General features: G+C 68.3%; 13 protein-coding genes. 8 read left to right on the top strand and 5 right to left on the bottom strand.

What is annotated here, in order from left to right; genetic code table 11:
* Positions 1–13: 13 nt before the first annotated feature.
* Positions 14–1,048: a Bug family tripartite tricarboxylate transporter substrate binding protein gene (locus tag BM115_RS15065; RefSeq protein ID WP_092295215.1), complete on the bottom strand. Its 1,035-nt coding sequence runs from the start codon at positions 1,046–1,048 to the stop codon at positions 14–16.
* A 272-nt stretch (positions 1,049–1,320) separates the two neighbouring features.
* Here BM115_RS15065 and BM115_RS15060 point away from each other — a divergent pair, with 272 nt between their 5' ends.
* The 3 genes from BM115_RS15060 to BM115_RS15050 are packed head-to-tail and all read left to right on the top strand — an operon-like array spanning position 1,321 to position 4,553.
* Positions 1,321–2,493 (top strand): acyl-CoA dehydrogenase family protein, encoded by a 1,173-nt coding sequence (locus BM115_RS15060; protein WP_369823443.1) that lies wholly within the window; start codon positions 1,321–1,323, stop codon positions 2,491–2,493.
* On the top strand, positions 2,490–3,545 hold the full coding sequence (locus BM115_RS15055) for an acyl-CoA dehydrogenase family protein (RefSeq protein WP_092295210.1): 1,056 nt from the start codon (positions 2,490–2,492) through the stop codon (positions 3,543–3,545). Before BM115_RS15060 ends, BM115_RS15055 begins: the two co-directional genes overlap by 4 nt.
* A 27-nt stretch (positions 3,546–3,572) precedes the next feature.
* The gene (locus tag BM115_RS15050; protein WP_092295207.1) at positions 3,573–4,553 is read left to right on the top strand and encodes a Bug family tripartite tricarboxylate transporter substrate binding protein; all 981 of its coding nucleotides are present in this window, start codon (positions 3,573–3,575) and stop codon (positions 4,551–4,553) included.
* A gap of 38 nt (positions 4,554–4,591) precedes the next feature.
* Here the strand turns inward: BM115_RS15050 and BM115_RS15045 are convergent, their stop codons facing one another.
* Positions 4,592–5,581 carry a LysR family transcriptional regulator gene (locus BM115_RS15045; protein WP_092295204.1) on the bottom strand — a complete coding sequence of 330 codons (990 nt, stop codon included), beginning with the start codon at positions 5,579–5,581 and terminating at the stop codon, positions 4,592–4,594.
* Between the two features lie 144 nt (positions 5,582–5,725).
* Between BM115_RS15045 and BM115_RS15040 the strand changes: the two genes are divergently transcribed.
* Both BM115_RS15040 and BM115_RS15035 read left to right on the top strand, forming a co-directional pair.
* The gene (locus tag BM115_RS15040; RefSeq protein WP_092295200.1) at positions 5,726–6,517 is read left to right on the top strand and encodes an enoyl-CoA hydratase/isomerase family protein; all 792 of its coding nucleotides are present in this window, start codon (positions 5,726–5,728) and stop codon (positions 6,515–6,517) included.
* A 2-nt stretch (positions 6,518–6,519) separates the two neighbouring features.
* The gene (locus BM115_RS15035; RefSeq protein WP_092295198.1) at positions 6,520–7,752 is read left to right on the top strand and encodes a CaiB/BaiF CoA transferase family protein; all 1,233 of its coding nucleotides are present in this window, start codon (positions 6,520–6,522) and stop codon (positions 7,750–7,752) included.
* Here the strand turns inward: BM115_RS15035 and BM115_RS15030 are convergent.
* The gene (locus BM115_RS15030) at positions 7,749–9,341 is read right to left on the bottom strand and encodes an ATP-binding protein (RefSeq protein ID WP_092295195.1); all 1,593 of its coding nucleotides are present in this window, start codon (positions 9,339–9,341) and stop codon (positions 7,749–7,751) included. The two genes, BM115_RS15035 and BM115_RS15030, sit on opposite strands and share 4 nt — an antisense overlap.
* Positions 9,342–9,625: 284 nt before the next feature.
* On the opposite strand from BM115_RS15030, the gene BM115_RS15025 reads away from it, so the two are divergent.
* The 3 genes from BM115_RS15025 to BM115_RS15015 are packed head-to-tail and all read left to right on the top strand — an operon-like array spanning position 9,626 to position 14,014.
* Positions 9,626–11,134 carry an efflux transporter outer membrane subunit gene (locus tag BM115_RS15025; RefSeq protein ID WP_255370840.1) on the top strand — a complete coding sequence of 503 codons (1,509 nt, stop codon included), beginning with the start codon at positions 9,626–9,628 and terminating at the stop codon, positions 11,132–11,134.
* A gap of 31 nt (positions 11,135–11,165) precedes the next feature.
* Positions 11,166–12,413 carry an HlyD/EmrA/EmrK family protein gene (locus BM115_RS15020; protein WP_092295190.1) on the top strand — a complete coding sequence of 416 codons (1,248 nt, stop codon included), beginning with the start codon at positions 11,166–11,168 and terminating at the stop codon, positions 12,411–12,413.
* Between the two features lie 41 nt (positions 12,414–12,454).
* The gene (locus BM115_RS15015; RefSeq protein ID WP_092295187.1) at positions 12,455–14,014 is read left to right on the top strand and encodes a DHA2 family efflux MFS transporter permease subunit; all 1,560 of its coding nucleotides are present in this window, start codon (positions 12,455–12,457) and stop codon (positions 14,012–14,014) included.
* A gap of 17 nt (positions 14,015–14,031) precedes the next feature.
* Here the strand turns inward: BM115_RS15015 and BM115_RS15010 are convergent, their stop codons facing one another.
* Entirely contained in the window at positions 14,032–14,472 is a 441-nt protein-coding gene (locus BM115_RS15010) for a MarR family winged helix-turn-helix transcriptional regulator (protein ID WP_092295184.1), read from the bottom strand.
* Positions 14,473–14,559: 87 nt separating this feature from the next.
* Entirely contained in the window at positions 14,560–16,104 is a 1,545-nt protein-coding gene (locus tag BM115_RS15005; protein ID WP_255370839.1) for an MFS transporter, read from the bottom strand.
* Positions 16,105–16,106 lie beyond the last annotated feature (2 nt).

The raw sequence follows: 16,106 nt of genomic DNA, 5'->3' as shown, positions 1-16,106 counted from the left end.
CTGACTGCGACCCTTACTGCAGGGGGATGCCAGCGCGGGAAGCCAGTTGCTTCCAGCGCTGGATTTCCTCCTGCTGGTACTGGCGCATCTCGGCCGGGCTGGACATGATGACCGTCGTGGATTGTCGCTTGTAGTAGTCCTTGAGTTCCGGTGTCTCTGCCGCCTGGTGGAACAGCGTGGCCCAGCGGCGCACCAGCTCCGGCGGCGTCTTGGCCGAGACTGCCGCGGCCACCCAGTTGTAGGCCAGGAACTGCGGAATGCCGGCCTCCTGCGCGTTCGGCACATCGGGCAGCAGGTGGGTGCGCTGCGGGGCTGTGTACGCCAGCGCGCGCAGCTTCCCACTCTTCACCAGCTCGATGGCGCCACTGGCGTCCACCACCGCGAAGTCCACGGTGCCGGAGAGCGTCACGTTGATCGCATCGCCCGCCCCCTTGTAGTTGATGCCGGTGGAGCGCATGCCGGTCATGTCATTGAGCCATTCCGAATACAGCGTGTACGACATCGACCCGCTCGCGTAGTTGAGCGCGCCGGGGCGCTTCTTGCCGTCCGCCACCAGCTCCTCGACGTTCTTGTACGGCGAGTTTGGCGGCACGATGATCAGGCACGGGCCACGCGTCAGCAGGCTGATCGGCGCGAAGTCGGTCAGCGGGTCATAGGGCAGCTTGCGGAACGTGGCGGCGTTGGTGGAGAGCGTGGAGTTGCTGCCGATGAAGACCGTGTAGCCATCGGCCGGCGCGTTGAGCGCGGTCTGCACGCCGATAAAGCCGTTGCCACCCGGCTTGTTCTCCACCGTGACCGGCTGGCCGGTGAGGTCGCCGATCTTCTTGGCGAAGATGCGCGCGCCAGTGTCCGTGCCGCTGCCCGGCGGAAACGGCACGATGAACTTCACGGGCCGGTTGGGGAAGCTGGCGGCATCGCCCTGCGCCAGGGCGGGGAGGGCAGCCAGCGGCGCCAGCCCGATGGCCGCCGCCAGGGTGGCCAGCGTGTGCAGCGTACGACGCCGGGTTTGGTGAGGGATGGCGCGAACCTTGTCCTGTCGGTGTCTCATGGTGGTCTCCTCCGCAACGGTGATCCGTCGTCGTTTGATGGAGGAAGAGCCTACTGGCTCGCCCTGCACCGAGGCAAGGCTCGGCGGGGCATATCCGTTATGCGCGGGCCGGTATGCGCCGCGCGGGCAGGGGGCCGGGTGCGGGAAAACCATGCCCCGGGCGCGCCGCACCTATCGCACGCATTTCGGATATGCCGTCCGTGCGATAGGTGCGGCGTCTGCGGCTTGCTAATCTCGTCGTCACTTTCGCGGGGCCCCCGGCAACGCGACACATGATAACGACAGGAGACAGCGTGGACACAGCCGCCAGGATAGTGATCCGCCCAGCCGAGCCCGATGGGCCGCTGGCACCATTGCGGGCCGAGGTGCGGGCATTTCTCGCCCGGGTCATGCCGGACCGGCCGCGCCCGTTGCGCGCCAAGAGCTGGAGCGGCTTCGATGCCGAGTTCAGCCTGGCGCTCGGCGCGCACGGCTGGATCGGCATGACCTGGCCGCGCGAGTTCGGCGGCCAGGGGCGTTCGATGCTCGAACGCTACGTGGTCCTTGAGGAACTGCTCGCCGCCGGCGCGCCGGTCGGCGGCCACTGGGTGGCCGAGCGCCAGAGCGGACCGCTGCTGATGCGCTACGCCGATCCGGCCGTCGCCGCCGAGATCGTGCCGCGCATCACCCGTGGCGAGGTCTACTTCTGCATCGGCATGAGCGAGCCCGACTCGGGCTCCGACCTCGCCTCGATCCGCACCCGCGCCGACCGCGTGGAAGGCGGCTGGGTCATCAATGGCACCAAGCTCTGGACCTCCAACGCGCACCGCTCGCACTACATGATTGCGCTGGTGCGCACCGATCGCGGCGCCGACGAGAAGCACAAGGGCATGTCGCAGTTCCTCGTCGACATGAACTCGCCGGGCCTGCAGGTGCGGCCGATCCGCAGCCTCTCCGGCGAGGAGGGCTTCAACGAGGTGGTGTTTACCGATGTCTTCGTGCCGGACCGCATGCTGATCGGCAAGGAAGGCGACGGCTGGGCGCAGGTGACGGCCGAGCTGACGTTCGAGCGCAGCGGCCCCGAGCGCTACCTGAGCAGCTACGCGCTGCTGCCCCAGATGCTCGATCACGCCGACGCCGCGGACAGCCGCCAGGCCACGGAGCTGGGCCTGCTGGTGGCGGAACTGACCACCCTGCGGCAGATGTCGCGCGGCATTGCGGCCATGCTGAATCGCGGGGAGAACCCGCAGGTGGCCGCCGCCAACGTCAAGGACCTTGGCGCGCTGTTCGAACAGCGAATTCCCGAGGTGGCGCACCAGCTGTTCGGGGATGCCCTGCAGGGGAGCGCGTCGCCGTTCGCGGCCACGCACCGCTATCTGACACAGGTTGTGCCGTCCTTCTCGCTGCGCGGCGGCACCCGCGAAATCCTGCGTGGCATCATTGCCAAGGGACTGGGGGTCCGATGAACGAACTCGAACGCATGCTGGCGGACAGCGCCAGCCGTCTCTTTGCCGATGCCGTGACGCCGGCCCGGATCGACGCGATGGAACACGGCCTGTGGCCGGCCGAACTGTGGGACCAGGTGGAGGCCAGCGGCCTGACCCGCCTCTTCGTGCCGGAAGCGGACGAGGGCGCGCAGGCCAGCTGGACCGAGGGCCTGCCGGTGCTGCTGGCCGGCGCCAACGCCCCGGCGCCGTTCCTGGACACCGCAGTGGCAGGCTGGGTCCTGAACCAGCTTGGCGTGGCGATGCCGGGCGGCCCCATCGGCCTTGCCGATCTCGCCGCGCCCGTCAGCGCCTGTCTGCATGACGATGGATGGGCACTCGATGGCGCGGTAGCGGTGCCGTGGGGCCGCTACGTGGGCCATGTGCTGATCCGCGCGATCGATGCCGAGACCAAGGCGCCGCTCTGGCTGCTCGCCGCGACCGGCGCCGCTGCGGTGGAGACCGGCGTGAACCTCGCCAACGAACCGCGCGACCGGCTCACCTTCCAGCGCGTGCCGGACAGCGCGGCCGTGCGCGGCGATCCGGCGGGATGGCCAGCGGCGCCACAGGCACTCGGCGCGCTGACGCGGGCGATCGGCATCGCTGGCCTGCTGGAGCGCATCCTGAACCAGACCGTGCAGTACGCGAACGAGCGGACGCAGTTCGGCCGCCCGATCGGCAAGTTCCAGGCGGTGCAGCAGCAACTGGCCATCCTCGCCAACGAGACCGTGGCCGCGCGCATGGCCGTGGCGTCCGCCTGCGCGGCGGTCGATGCCGGCGACTGGACCCAGGCGGCGATGGTCGCCAAGGTGATCTGCGGGCAGTCCGCCGGCCGCGCGGCGGCCATCGCGCATCAGGTGCATGGGGCGATCGGCTTCACGCACGAGCATTCGCTGCACCAATCCACGCGGCGCGTGTGGGCCTGGCGTGCCGAGTGCGGCACCGAGGCGTACTGGGCGGCCGAGATTGGCCGGCGTGCGATTGCGCGCGGCGGCGATGCGCTGTGGGCGGACCTGACCGCCGCGGCGGCCTAGCCTTCAGACGACACACGGGGAGACACCATGACATGGCTGAAGACGATGCTGGCCGGGGTGGCCACCACGCTGCTCGTCTACGCGCCGACGGCGCAGGCGGGCGAGCGCGCGCAGGACTTCCCCTCGAAGCCCTTGCGGATCATCGTGCCGTTCACGCCCGGCAGCGGCTCGGACGCCTCGGCGCGCTTCTACGGCGAGGCGCTGGCGCGCGAACTCGGCCAGGCGGTCGTGGTGGAGAACCGGCCCGGGGCCAATGGCGTCATCGGCATCCAGGCGCTCAAGAGCGCGCCGGCGGACGGCTACACGATCCTGCTGGCCAGCAATTCGCCGATGTCGGTCAATCCCCTCGTCATCAAGCAGTTGCCCTATGACCCCGTCGCCGATCTGCGCCCGGTGGCGGGCCTGAGCCGCAATATGAATGTGTTCGTGGTGCCGCTGACGTCGCCGCTGAAGACCATGGGCGATCTGGCCGCCGCCGCGAAGAAGCAGGAGCGGCCGTTCAACGTGGGCACCTACTCCGCCGGCTACCAGCTCGCGGCAGTGTGGTTCGGCTCGCTCGCGGGCATCCGCTTCACCAATATCCCGTACAAGGGCCAGGCGCAGATCATGTCCGACATCCTCGGCAGCCAGCTTGACCTGGCGCTGGTCGATACCGGGGGGGCGCTACCGTTGCTGAAGCAGGGCAAGCTGCGCGCGCTGGCGGTATCCGGCGAGCGCCGGCATCCGGAGCTGCCGGACGTGCCCACGGTGCGCGAGAGCGGCTATCCGGACTACATCCAGTACAGCTGGGTGTCGTTCTACGTGCGCGCGCAGACGCCGGACGATATCGTCGCCCGGCTGGCCACGACGATGCAGGCCATCCTGAAGACGCCGGAGTCCGCCGCCTACGTCGCGCGTTCGGGGTCGAGCCTGATGCCCTACGACCCCGACGCGATGCGCAGCTTCCACCAGACCGAGATGGCGCGCTTCCGCCGGGTGGCGCAGGCGGCGGGCATCCGTCCGGAGTAGCCGCGATGGGGCGCAGCCGCCATGGACACCCCGGGACGTCAGTGCGCCAGCGGCGCGGCGGCCTGCGTCAGCAGCGTGCGCAGCACCGACACGAAGGGGTGCGTGTGGACGTTGTTGTGCCAGCACAGGTGCACCGGCACGGTCAGCAGCGGGTCCACCACCGGCGCGAAGCGCACGCCGGGATGGCGGCACAGCAGCGGGGCGAGGTAGCCGGGCACCATCGCGTACATGGCGGTGCCCGCCACGGCGTCCGGCACGGCCAGATAGCTGGTCAGCGTGCCGACGATGTTGCGCGTGGTGCCGTGGGCGCCGAAGTATCGGTCGATCAGTTTGGTCACGAGGCCGAACTGCGAGACATCGAGGCAGGGCAGCGGCGTCAGGTCGGCCGGCGTGGGATGGTCGCCGATCTGGCGATTGCCGGTGGCGCACAGGCAGCCGAACTGGGCGTTGAACAGCAGCTCCGCGCGCAGCGATTCGTGCTCCTCGGCCGGGTGGAAGGCCACCATGACGTCGATGGCGCCGCTGGACAGCGCGCTGACGCCGCTCGGCATCGGCACCGGCTGCATGCGCACGCGCGCACGCGGCGCGGTCTGACGCAGCGCCTCCAGGAAGCCGGGCGCGATCACGGCCTGCAGGGAGTCGTTGATGCCGATGGCGTAGGAGCCGGTTTCCAGCGCCGGATCGTAGTCGGCCGCCTGGGTGTAGATTTGCTCGATCTGGCGCAGCACGTTTTCGAGCAGCGGCTGCAGTTCCTGGGCGCGGCGCGTGGGCAGCATCTTCAGCGCGCTCTTGATCAGCAGCGGATCGCCGATTTCGTCGCGCAGTCGCTCCAGCATGCGGCTGGTGGACGGCTGGGTGCTGTCGAGCCGCTTGGCGGCCTCGCTCACGCTGTTGCTCTCCAGCAGTGCGGCAAGCACCACCAGCAGGTTGAGGTCCTTCTTGCGCAGGTCCGCGAGCGGCAGGCGTCGGCCGCCCGTGGTGTCGCCCGTGGTGTCGCCAGGTCCGGCGAGGCTGTCTCCTTGCTCCATCGATGTCCCTAGATTTTGTAAGTTGAGGCCGGGCATCGCCCCTGGCGGGGTGCGTCCGGTGGACCCCCGCAGTGTATATCGATCCAGACATAACCCACTATTCGTGCGCCTGATCGGCGCCATCCAACCGAAGGAGACAACCCCATGCATACGAAACGTCCCGTGTCCGAGCTTTCCACCGACATGGTCCAGGTCGCCATGACAGGCCATGTGGCGCAGGTGACGCTGCGCCGTCCGCCGCACAATTATGTGGACGAGGCGTGTATGACGCAGTTGGCCGAAGCCTTCGCCGCGCTCGACGAGACGCCCGAATGCCGCGCCATCGTGCTGGCGGCGGAGGGCAAGGCGTTCTGCGCCGGCGCCAACTTCGGCGCGCAGGACAGCAGCGTGGCGCGCGACCCGAGCCCGTTCTACCGGCAGGCCATGCGCCTGTTCCGCACGGCCAAGCCGATCGTGGCCGCCGTGCATGGCCCGGCCGTTGGCGCCGGCGTGGGGCTGGCGCTGGTTGCGGATTTCCGCGTGACGAGCCGCGACGCGCGCTTCAGCGTGAATTTCAACCGGCTCGGCTTCCATCCGGGCTTCGGCCTCAGCGTGACGCTGCCGCGCCTGATCGGCGAGCAGCAGGCGGCACTGCTGTTCTACACGGGCCGGCGCATCGATGGCGCGCGTGCCGTGGAGATCGGGCTGGCCGACGTGCTGGCCGAGCCCGGCGATGAACTGGCGCAGGCCCACGCACTGGCGGCGGAGATCGCCATTTCCGCGCCGATGGCTGTGCGCAGCACCCGCGCCACGCTGCGGCAGGGGCTGGCGGACCGCATCGTCGAGGGCAACCGGCAGGAGCTGGCGGCGCAACTGAAGGAGTTCGCCAGCGAGGACTTCCGCGAGGGCGTGGCGGCGATGGCCGAGCGGCGCCTGCCGCAATTCCAGGGGCGCTGAGCATGGAGCGGACTGCCAAGAGCGATCGATCGACGCCCAACGCGCCGGCCGCCATCGGCCCGCTGCATGGCGTGCGGGTGCTGGACCTGTCCTCAGTCGTGCTGGGGCCGATGGCCACGCAGCTGCTGGCCGACATGGGCGCCGACGTGATCAAGGTGGAGGCGCCCGAAGGCGACCTGATGCGGGCCAACGGCGTGGTGCACCACGTGGGCATGAGTTCGATCTTCCTCGCCCTGAACCGCAACAAGCGCTCCATCGTGCTCGACCTGAAAAGCCCGGCCGGACGCGAGGCGCTGGAGCGGCTGATCCCGACCGCGGACGTGCTGATCCACAACATGCGCGTCGGTGCCATCGAGCGGCTTGGCCTTGGCTACGCGGCCGTGGCGGCGCTGAAGCCGGACATCGTCTACTGCGCCGCCACCGGTTTTGGCCAGGACGGGCCGCACCGCGACAAGCCGGCGTTCGACGACATCATCCAGGCTGCGTGTGGTTTCGTGGGGGCGGCGTCGGGGGATGGTGCCGCGCCGGACTACATGCCGAGCCTGATCGCGGACAAGACCACAGGGCTGGCGGTGGCCAACGCGGTGCTGGCGGCGCTGTTCCATCGCGAGCGGCATGGCGCGGGGCAGTACGTGGAGGTGCCGATGCTGGAAACCATGACCGCCTTCGTGCTGACCGAGCATATGGGCGGCATGACGTTCCCGGACAACCCGGGCAAGGCCGGCTACGCGCGGCTGCTCGGCGGCGGGCGCAAGCCGGTGCGCACCGCCGACGGCTGGATGAGTCTGCTGCCGTACACCGAGAAGCACTGGCATGCCTTCTTTGCCGAAGTGGGCCGGAACGACCTCGCCAGCCGCTACGACATCGCCAGCCGGCGCGCGCGCAATGCGCATATCCAGGCGCTGTACGGCCACCTGCGCGAACTGGCGCCCGAGCGGACCACGGCGCAATGGATGGCGATGTGCGAGCGGATGGACATCCCCGCCACGCCGATCTACGGCCTGGACGACCTGCCGGCGCATCCGCATCTGCGCGAAGTGGGTTTGTTCGAGGACTCCACGCATCCGGTGGTCGGGCCGATCCGCCAGATCCGGCCGACGGCGAAGTTCTCCGAAACGCCGACCGCGATCCACCGCCCGGCGCCGGCGCTGGGCGAGCACACGGCCGAGGTGCTGGGGGAGACGGGGATGGACGCCGCCGAGATTACGGCGATGATTGCCGGGAACGCGCGCTAGGCGTCGAGCGTGGGCACCGTGAACCGGAACACGGCGCCACGCGCCTCGTTCTCGCAGAGTTCCAGGGTGCCGCCATGGGCCTGGATGATCGATCGGCAGATCGTCAGGCCCATGCCCATGCCGCTGGACTTCGTCGTGCAGAACGGTTCGAAGAGCCGCACCGCGTGCTCGGGCGGTACACCCGGTCCGGAGTCGCGCACCGTCACCACCACGGCATGTCCCGCATCGGCGGCGGTGCGGATCGTCAGTTCCCGGGGGCCGTCGTCCACGGCGCTCATCGCTTCCACGGCATTCATGATCAGGTTCAGCATGGCCTGCTGCAGCTGGACGCGATCACCCTTGACCGGCGGCAGATCCTCCGCGAGCTGCATCTGCACCGCCACGCCATGCTGGACGACTTCGCCGCGCGTCAGGGTAATGACTTCGCGAATCGCCTCGTTGATCTGCACCCCCTCCTTTTGCAGCGGGGCGTTCTTGAACAGGTCGCGGATGTGGCTCATCATGTCGCTGGCCTGCCGGGCGTCCTTGTTGATCCGCTCGAAGGCGAGGCGCGCTTCTTCCAGATTCGGTGGTTGCGCCGCGAGCCAGCGCAGGCCCGCGCTGGCGTTCATCGCACAGGCGCCGATCGGCTGCTTCAGCTCATGGCTGATGGAGGCCGTGAGCTGCCCCATGGTCGTGACCCGGTTGACGTGCGCCAACGCGCTTTGGGTTTCCCGGTAACGGCGCTCGCTTTCGCGGGCGTCGGCTTCGGCGAGCTTGCGTTCGGTCAAATCCAGCACGAACGCGACCCCCTCCTTGCCGCCGTCCTCGAACCGGGCCACGCCCATCATCACCGGCACCCGGCTGCCATCCTTGCGGAAATATTCCTTCTCGAACGGTTGCAGGCGGCCGCTGCGCTTGAGTACCGGCAACCGGTCTCGCAGATCCACCTCAAGCCAATCCGGCGGGGTCATCGCGGTCCAACGCATGCCGCGCGACCGCAAATCCTCGCGGTCGTAGCCGACGATCCGCAGGAAGGCGTCATTGGCCTCGACGATGACCTGGGTGTCCACCTCCCAGAGGAAGATGCCGATGATGTCGGCGTCCACCAGGCGCCGGATCCTGGCCTGGCTTTCCGCAAGCTGGCCGCTCAAGGCCATCAGCATGTTCAGGTCGGCTTGCAGGATGTCCCGGCACATCGACAGCAGCCGGAGAAACTGGTTGCTGTAGGCGTTCTTCTTCCGGTCGAGCACGCAGATCGTGCCGAACACTTCGCCATCGGGCCAGCTGATCGGGAGCCCCATGTACGAGATCATGCCCAGCTTGATATCCGGGTTGGCATTCCAGTCCACGTCCGCTAGGGCATCCGGCACCAGCAGCGGCTGGCGGGTCTCCATCACGGTCTCGCAATACAGCCCCGTATCCAGCGGGGCGGTTTCGGCCGCCTCATAAGGATTGCCCTCCGAATGGCTCGATACCAGCACTTCGATATTGGGTGCCTTGGTCCGCATGATCAGCGCGGACGGCACGCACATGATCTCGGCGAGCAGATTGACAATGTCTTGCCATTTGTCGACGGTTGACAGGGGGACTTCGATGGCGTGGGGCATGGGTAGGACGGGAAGTGCGAATCTGATGTTCTGCGGCGGGAATTCGGTTCAGATGGTAGCGCTAAACCGGAACGACTGAGATGACGGACACGTTACTGCCACATAAGTGACATATCAGGCATTTATTGCCGCCTTCGTCACCGTGCACGCACAAAGTCCAATTAAGGCTTGTTTTTTGCTGACCTGTCAATTATTGTTCAGGCAAATAACGCGCAGCACGGCCAAATTGTACGAAAAGCCCACGCTGCGCCACTTTTTTGCATGATTAACTGACAGGTCAGATAATGTTCGAGCAATCTAAGGGAATGCCGCGCGGGGTGAGTCGGCTGGCCGGGCCAGTGCTGTCGACCCTCGTGGTCGCGGTGCTGGCGGGCTGTGCGAACTATGCCGGCATCCGAAGCGACCGCCAGATGGCGCAGCCCGGCCAATACGCCACCACGCAGAGCCTTCCGGCGGAGCAGGGCCGATGGCCCGCGGCGGATTGGGCCGACCAGTTCGGGGATGCGCAACTCAAGGCGTTGATCGCGGAAGCGTTGAAAGACAGCCCGACACTCGACAAGGCCCGCGCCCGCGTGGCGGCGGCGGTGGCGTTCAGCGAAACCGCCAACGCCAATACGCTGCCGCAGGTGGGGGCCGGCTATAGCTGGACGCGCCAGCGCCTGACCGAAAGCACCTTTATCCCGCCCGCGTTCGCCGGCAGCTGGCAATCGGAAAACAAGGCCTTCCTCGGCGCCAGCTACGAGCTGGACCTGTGGGGCAAGAACCGTGAGGCGTTGCGCTCGGCCGTGTCGACGGTGCACGCCAGCGAGGCCGAAGCCGAGCAGGTGCGCCTGACGCTGACGAGCGCCATCGCCCGCAGCTACAACGAGCTGGGGCGTCTCTACGCCCTGCTCGACATTGCGCGCGACGAAGTCGGCCAGCGCACCGAAGTGCTGCGCGTGGCGCGGGGCCGGGTGAAGATGGGGCTCGATACCGAAGTCGAGCTGCGCACTGCCGAGGCCAATCTGGCCGCCGCGCAAGTCAGTGTCTCCGCGCTGGAAGGCAATATCCAGCGCACCCGCTATCAACTGGGCGCGCTGCTCGGGCAGGGGCCGGATCGCGGCCTGGCCATCGCACGTCCCACGCTTGGCGTGGGCGACGAGATCCATCTGCCGGCCAACCTGCCCGCCGACCTCGTCTCGCGCCGCCCGGACATCGTGGCCGCGCGCTGGCGCGTGGAGGCCACCACGCACGACATCAAGGTGGCCAAGGCCGAGTTCTATCCGGATATCAACCTGAGCGCGGCCATCGGCCTCGATGCCTTTGGCTGGGGCCGCTTCCTGCGCGCGGCGAGCCGCACGGCATCGGCCGGGCCGGCCATCCATCTGCCGATCTTCGACGGCGGCGCGCTGCGTGCGCAGCTCAAGGGGCGCTATGCCGAGTTCGACTTCGCGGTGGCGAACTACAACGACACGCTGATCCAGGCGCTGACCGATGTGGCCACGCAACTGGCCGATATCCGCGCGGTGGACGCGCAGTTGGTCAACGCCACGCGGTCCGACGAGGCCGCGCAGCGCGCGCTCCGGCTGGCGATGGCCCAGTACCAGGGCGGCCTGACCACGCAGTTGACCGTGCTCAACGCCCAGACCACGGCGCTGGCCAGCAGCCAGGTGGTGACCAACCTGCGCATGCAACGCCGCGACCGGCAGATCGCGCTGGCTACCGCGCTTGGCGGTGGGTACACCGAGACCGCCCAGACCGCCCAGACCGCCGAGACCGTCGCCCACACCCAACAGACAGCGGCGGCCCGCTGATCGCCCCCTTCCTTCGATAACAGACCCTCTCATGACCTCGACTCCTTCCTCCGCTGACAAGCCGTCCGCCACCGCGCCGAAGTCTTCCCGCAAGCGCCTGCTGGCGCTGCTGGGTTTGACCACGCTCCTGGCCGCCGCAGGCTATGGCGCTTACTACTACGGGGTGGCCCGGTTCCACGAACACACCGACGATGCCTACGTGAACGGCAACCTCGTGCAGCTGACGCCCCAGGTGAGCGGTACCGTGGTGTCGGTCAATGCCGACGACACGCAGGTCGTGCGCGCCGGCGAGCCGGTCGTGACGCTGGACCCTGCCGATACCCGCATTGCGCTGGCCAACGCCGAGGCCGCGCTGGGCCAGACCGTGCGGCAGGTGAGCGCGCTCTATATCAACAACGATGTGCTGGCCGCCACCGTGCGGCAGCGGGAGGCCGATGTGGCGCGCGTGCGTGACGATCTGCGCCGCCGCACGGCGGTTTCCGAGTCCGGCGCCGTGGCGGTCGAGGACATCGCCCATGCCCGCGATGCGGTCAAGTCCGCCGAAGCCGCGCTGGAGACGGCCCGCCAGCAACTCGCCTCGAACCATGCCCTGACCGACGGGGCCGCCGTGGCGGACCACCCCAGCGTGGAGGCCGCCGCCGCACGTGTGCGCGACGCCTACCTCGCCAATGCCCGCAATACGCTGCCGGCGCCGGTCACCGGCTATGTGGCGCGCCGCTCCGTGCAGGTGGGGCAGCGGGTGGCGCCGGGCAATCCGCTGATGGCCATCGTGCCGCTGGACGGCGTCTGGGTGGATGCCAACTTCAAGGAAGTCCAGCTCAAGCACATCCGCATCGGCCAGCCGGTGGCACTGCATGCCGACCTCTACGGCAGCACGGTGACGTACCACGGCAAGGTGGTCGGCTTCTCGGCCGGCACCGGCAGCGCGTTCTCGGCCCTGCCGGCGCAGAACGCCACGGGGAACTGGATCAAGGTGGTGCAGCGCCTGCCGGTGCGGATCGCGCTCGATCCGGCCGAGCTGCGCGCCCATCCGCTGCAGATCGGGCTGTCGATGCAGGTGGATGTGGAAACCAAGGCGCGTGGCGATGCCCTGGACGCCACACGCAACCCCACGCGCAACGCCGCCCCGGTCCGCACCACGTACAGCACGGACGTGTTCCGGCAGTACGGCGCCGAGGCGGATGCCGAGATCGACCGCATCATCGCGCGCAACCGGGGGCAGGGCGGCGAGCAAAGCGCGGCGCGCAAGCGTGAGACCCCCGCGCGCACCGCGTCGTAACCCAGCCATCCCCCAGCCATCACCGCAACCGGAGCCGCATCATGTCTACCGCGACCCCCTTCCAGCCGCCCCCGCCGCTCACCGGCGGCAGGCTGGTGCTGGGCAGCTTTGCCGTGGCGCTCGCCACCTTTATGAACGTGCTGGATTCGTCGATCGCCAACGTGGCGATTCCGACCATCTCCGGCAACCTCGGCGTGTCCGTCCATGAAGGCACGTGGGTCATCACGCTGTTCGCCGCCGCCAACGCCGTGGCCATTCCGCTGACCGGCTGGCTCACGCAGCGCGTGGGGCAGATCCGACTGTTCGTCGGCTCGCTGCTGCTGTTCGTGCTGGCGTCATGGCTGTGCGGCATCGCGCCGAACCTGACCGCGCTGCTGGCCGCGCGCATCCTGCAGGGCGCGGTGGCCGGGCCGCTGATTCCGCTGTCGCAGGCCATCCTGCTCGGCTCGTTTCCGAAGGAGAAGAGTTCGCAGGCGCTGGCGCTGTGGGCCATGACGGCCACCGTGGGGCCGATTGCCGGCCCGGCGCTGGGCGGATGGATGACCGACAGCTACTCCTGGGCGTGGATCTTCTACATCAACGTGCCGGTGGGGCTGTTCGCCGCCGCCGTGACCTGGGCGGTCTATCGCGACCGCGAATCACCGGTGCGCAAGCTGCCGATCGACTTGGTCGGCCTGGCCTCGCTGATTACCTGGGTGGCGTCGCTGCAGATCATGCTCGACAAGGGCAAGGATCTCGACTGGTTCGCCTCGCCCGTGATCATCGGCCTTGGGGTGGTGGCGCTGCTCAGCTTCGTGTTCTTCGTGATCTGGGAGCTGACCGAGCCTGACCCGATCATCGACCTGCGCCTGTTCAAGGGCCGCAACTTCCTGGCGGGCACGGCGGCGATCTCGGTGGGCTTTGCCTTGTTCTTCGCCAACCTCGTGGTGCTGCCCCAGTGGATGCAGCAGTACCTGGCGTATCCGGCGGTCAACGCGGGTCTCGTCACGGCGCCGCTGGGCATCTTTGCCGTGCTGCTGGCGCCGGTGGTCGGCAAGCTGCTGCCGAAGGCCGAGTTGCGTGTGCTGGCGACGCTGGCGTTCCTGGGCTTTGCCGCCGTGTTCTTCATGCGCTCGCAATACACGACCGGCGTGGATACCTTCACGCTGGTGCTGCCCACGCTGCTGCAGGGCATTCCGATGGCGCTGTTCTTCGTGCCGCTGACGGCCATCATCCTCTCCGGCCTGCCGCCGGAGAAGATTCCGGCTGCGGCTGGTTTGTCGAACTTCGTGCGGGTCTTCTTCGGCGCGGCCGGCACGTCGCTGGCCACCACGGTGTGGAACGATCGCGCGGTGCTCCACCACGCCCGGCTCGCGGAACAGGCCGGCCCGGGCAATCCGCTCTATACGACCGCGCTCGAGTCGATCCAGACGGCCATGCATCTGTCGCCGGACCAGGCCGTGGCGTTCTTCGAACGGGGGATGAATGCGCAGGCGATCATGCTCGGGCTCAACGATATCTTCTGGGTCTCGGCGGTGATCTTCGTCGCCATCATCCCGTTGATCTGGCTGACCCGGCCTGCGAAGGGCAAGATGTCGAGCGCTGCTGCGGCGGCCCACTGAGGGCCACCCCTTGCTGCTCAGGCGGCTTCGGAGAATTTGTGCAGCAGGCGCAGGAACTCGCTGAACTCCTCCCGCGAGAAATGGCGCAGGCGGTGGTTCAGCACATCCGGGGCGATGTCGGGCACGCGGCTGGCCACGTCCCGGCCCTTGTCGGTCACGATCAGGTTCACCACGCGCCGGTCTGCCTCGCTCCGCTGCCGCTGCAGCATACCCTTGCTCTCCAGCTTGTCGAGCATGCGCGTCATCAGGCCGGTGTCGATCTCCAGCAGCTTGCTGATCTCCAGCGGCGTGCTGGCCGCGCCCTGCGTGAGCGACAGCAGGATGCCCATCTGCTGGCCGGTGATGTCCAGCGGACGGAGCGCCGCGTCGATCTCCATCAGCAGCCCGTTGCGGGCCTTGTTCAGATGGAAGCCAACGCTCTGCGTCAATCGGAAGTTCTCGCGGTTGTAGTGTTTCACGGCGCCTCGGAAAAGCCAGGAGCCGTCAATGTATCTGATGCGTCAGTCAATGGGAAGGGCGTGCGCCGAGGCCAGCAAGCGGGGCGCTCAGCGGATCACCTTCTGGGTCAGGCTCACGACGATGGCCAGCACGGCCACCACGGCAAGCGCGCGGAAGTGGTCAAGATTGGCCAGCAGGGCGGATTGCTGCGCGAGCACCTGGGCGATCTGCGCCGTGGCGAGTTCGGCGGCGCGCACCGGATCGGACGACGCGGCAATCGCCGCCGTGAAGCGCGCGTGGGCGTCCTGGAACTGCGGGTTGTTGAGGTGGATGGTGTCATGCAGCGTGCTGTAGTGCCGCGTGGTCAGCCATTGCTGGCCCACCGTGGCGATGGTCACGCCCAGCGCCTGGCCGAGCTGGCCGAGCATGTTCTTGGTCTGCTGCGCGTTGGAGAACACGGACTCGTTGTGCGCCACGCCGCTGAAAGTCTGCATGGCCGTCACCGGCATCAGGATCATGATGAAGACCCCGTAGAACGCGAGCGCCGGCAGCACGTGGCCCCACAGGTCGGGCGCGGGTGGCATCCGGCTCATCATCCAGGCCGAGATGGCCAGCGACAGAAAGCCGGCGACGAAGTACTTGCGCGGACTGGGCCAGCGCGGCAGCAGGCGCGAGACGGTCAGCCAGGTGAGCACGCCCGCCGACAACCCCATCGCATAGAACTGCCCGGCGGTGGACCAGGCATGCCCGAGCGAGCGCTGCAGGACAATGGGCAGCAGGTAGCCATTCGCGCCCAGCGTGACGTAGCAGAACGTGAACAGCGCCAGCCCGCACAGGTAACGCGGCTCGACCAGATGGCGCAGCCGCAGCAGCGGACGTTCGCTGCGGGACTCCGTCCAGATGAAGCCGAGCAGGGCGGTGCCGCCCGCGATGGCGCCGATCACCAGCCAGAGCCGGTCCGCGTAGAAATCGTAGTAGGAACGCTGCAGCACATACAGGACCAGGAAGCTGCCCACGGCCAGCGCGGCCAGCCGAATCGGATGGGCGTCCGAGCGTTGCGCGGGCGGCGCCGTGGCCTCCGGCAGGACGCTGGTGGCCGGTAGCAGCGCCAGCGTACACCCGGCCACCAGCCAGAAGATCAGCGGCCAGCGGTCCGCGCTGACGATGGCGGAGGCCAGCCAGGGTGCCAGCGCCATGCCGCAGCACACGCCGGACGCCAGCGCCTTGATGCCGAAGAATCGCGCCGGGCTGGGCGGGATCAGGTTCACGGTCAGCCGCGACGACGTCACCATGCCGGCACAGCCGAGCGCCATGACCATGCGGGCGACCAGGAAGGTCTCGTAGCTGTCGGCATGGGCGCACAGGAGCGCCCCCAGCGCCGCCGCCACCAGCGACCCCTGGACGTAGCGCCGCCATCCCACGCGCTCCACGATCCAGCGCTGCAGCGCGATCACCACCACCGCCACGCTGGCGTAGGCCGCCGCAACGGTGCTGTACTGGTCCGGGCTCGCGCCGATCTCGCCCATGATCGGCGCGGCGGAGAAGGCCACCATGCCGTTCTGGAGGAAGTCGATCGTGGTCAGCGCGCCTATCGTCAGCAGGAGACGTCGGGGAGGCGCGGAGGGCACGGCGGAAGGCATGGCGGAGGTCATGG

The sequence above is a fragment of the Cupriavidus sp. OV096 genome (genome assembly GCF_900115455.1).
Classification (GTDB): Bacteria; Pseudomonadota; Gammaproteobacteria; order Burkholderiales; family Burkholderiaceae; genus Cupriavidus.
The sequence above is the reverse complement of the archived record's forward strand: the minus strand, read 5'-3'. Positions and strand labels throughout refer to the sequence as shown.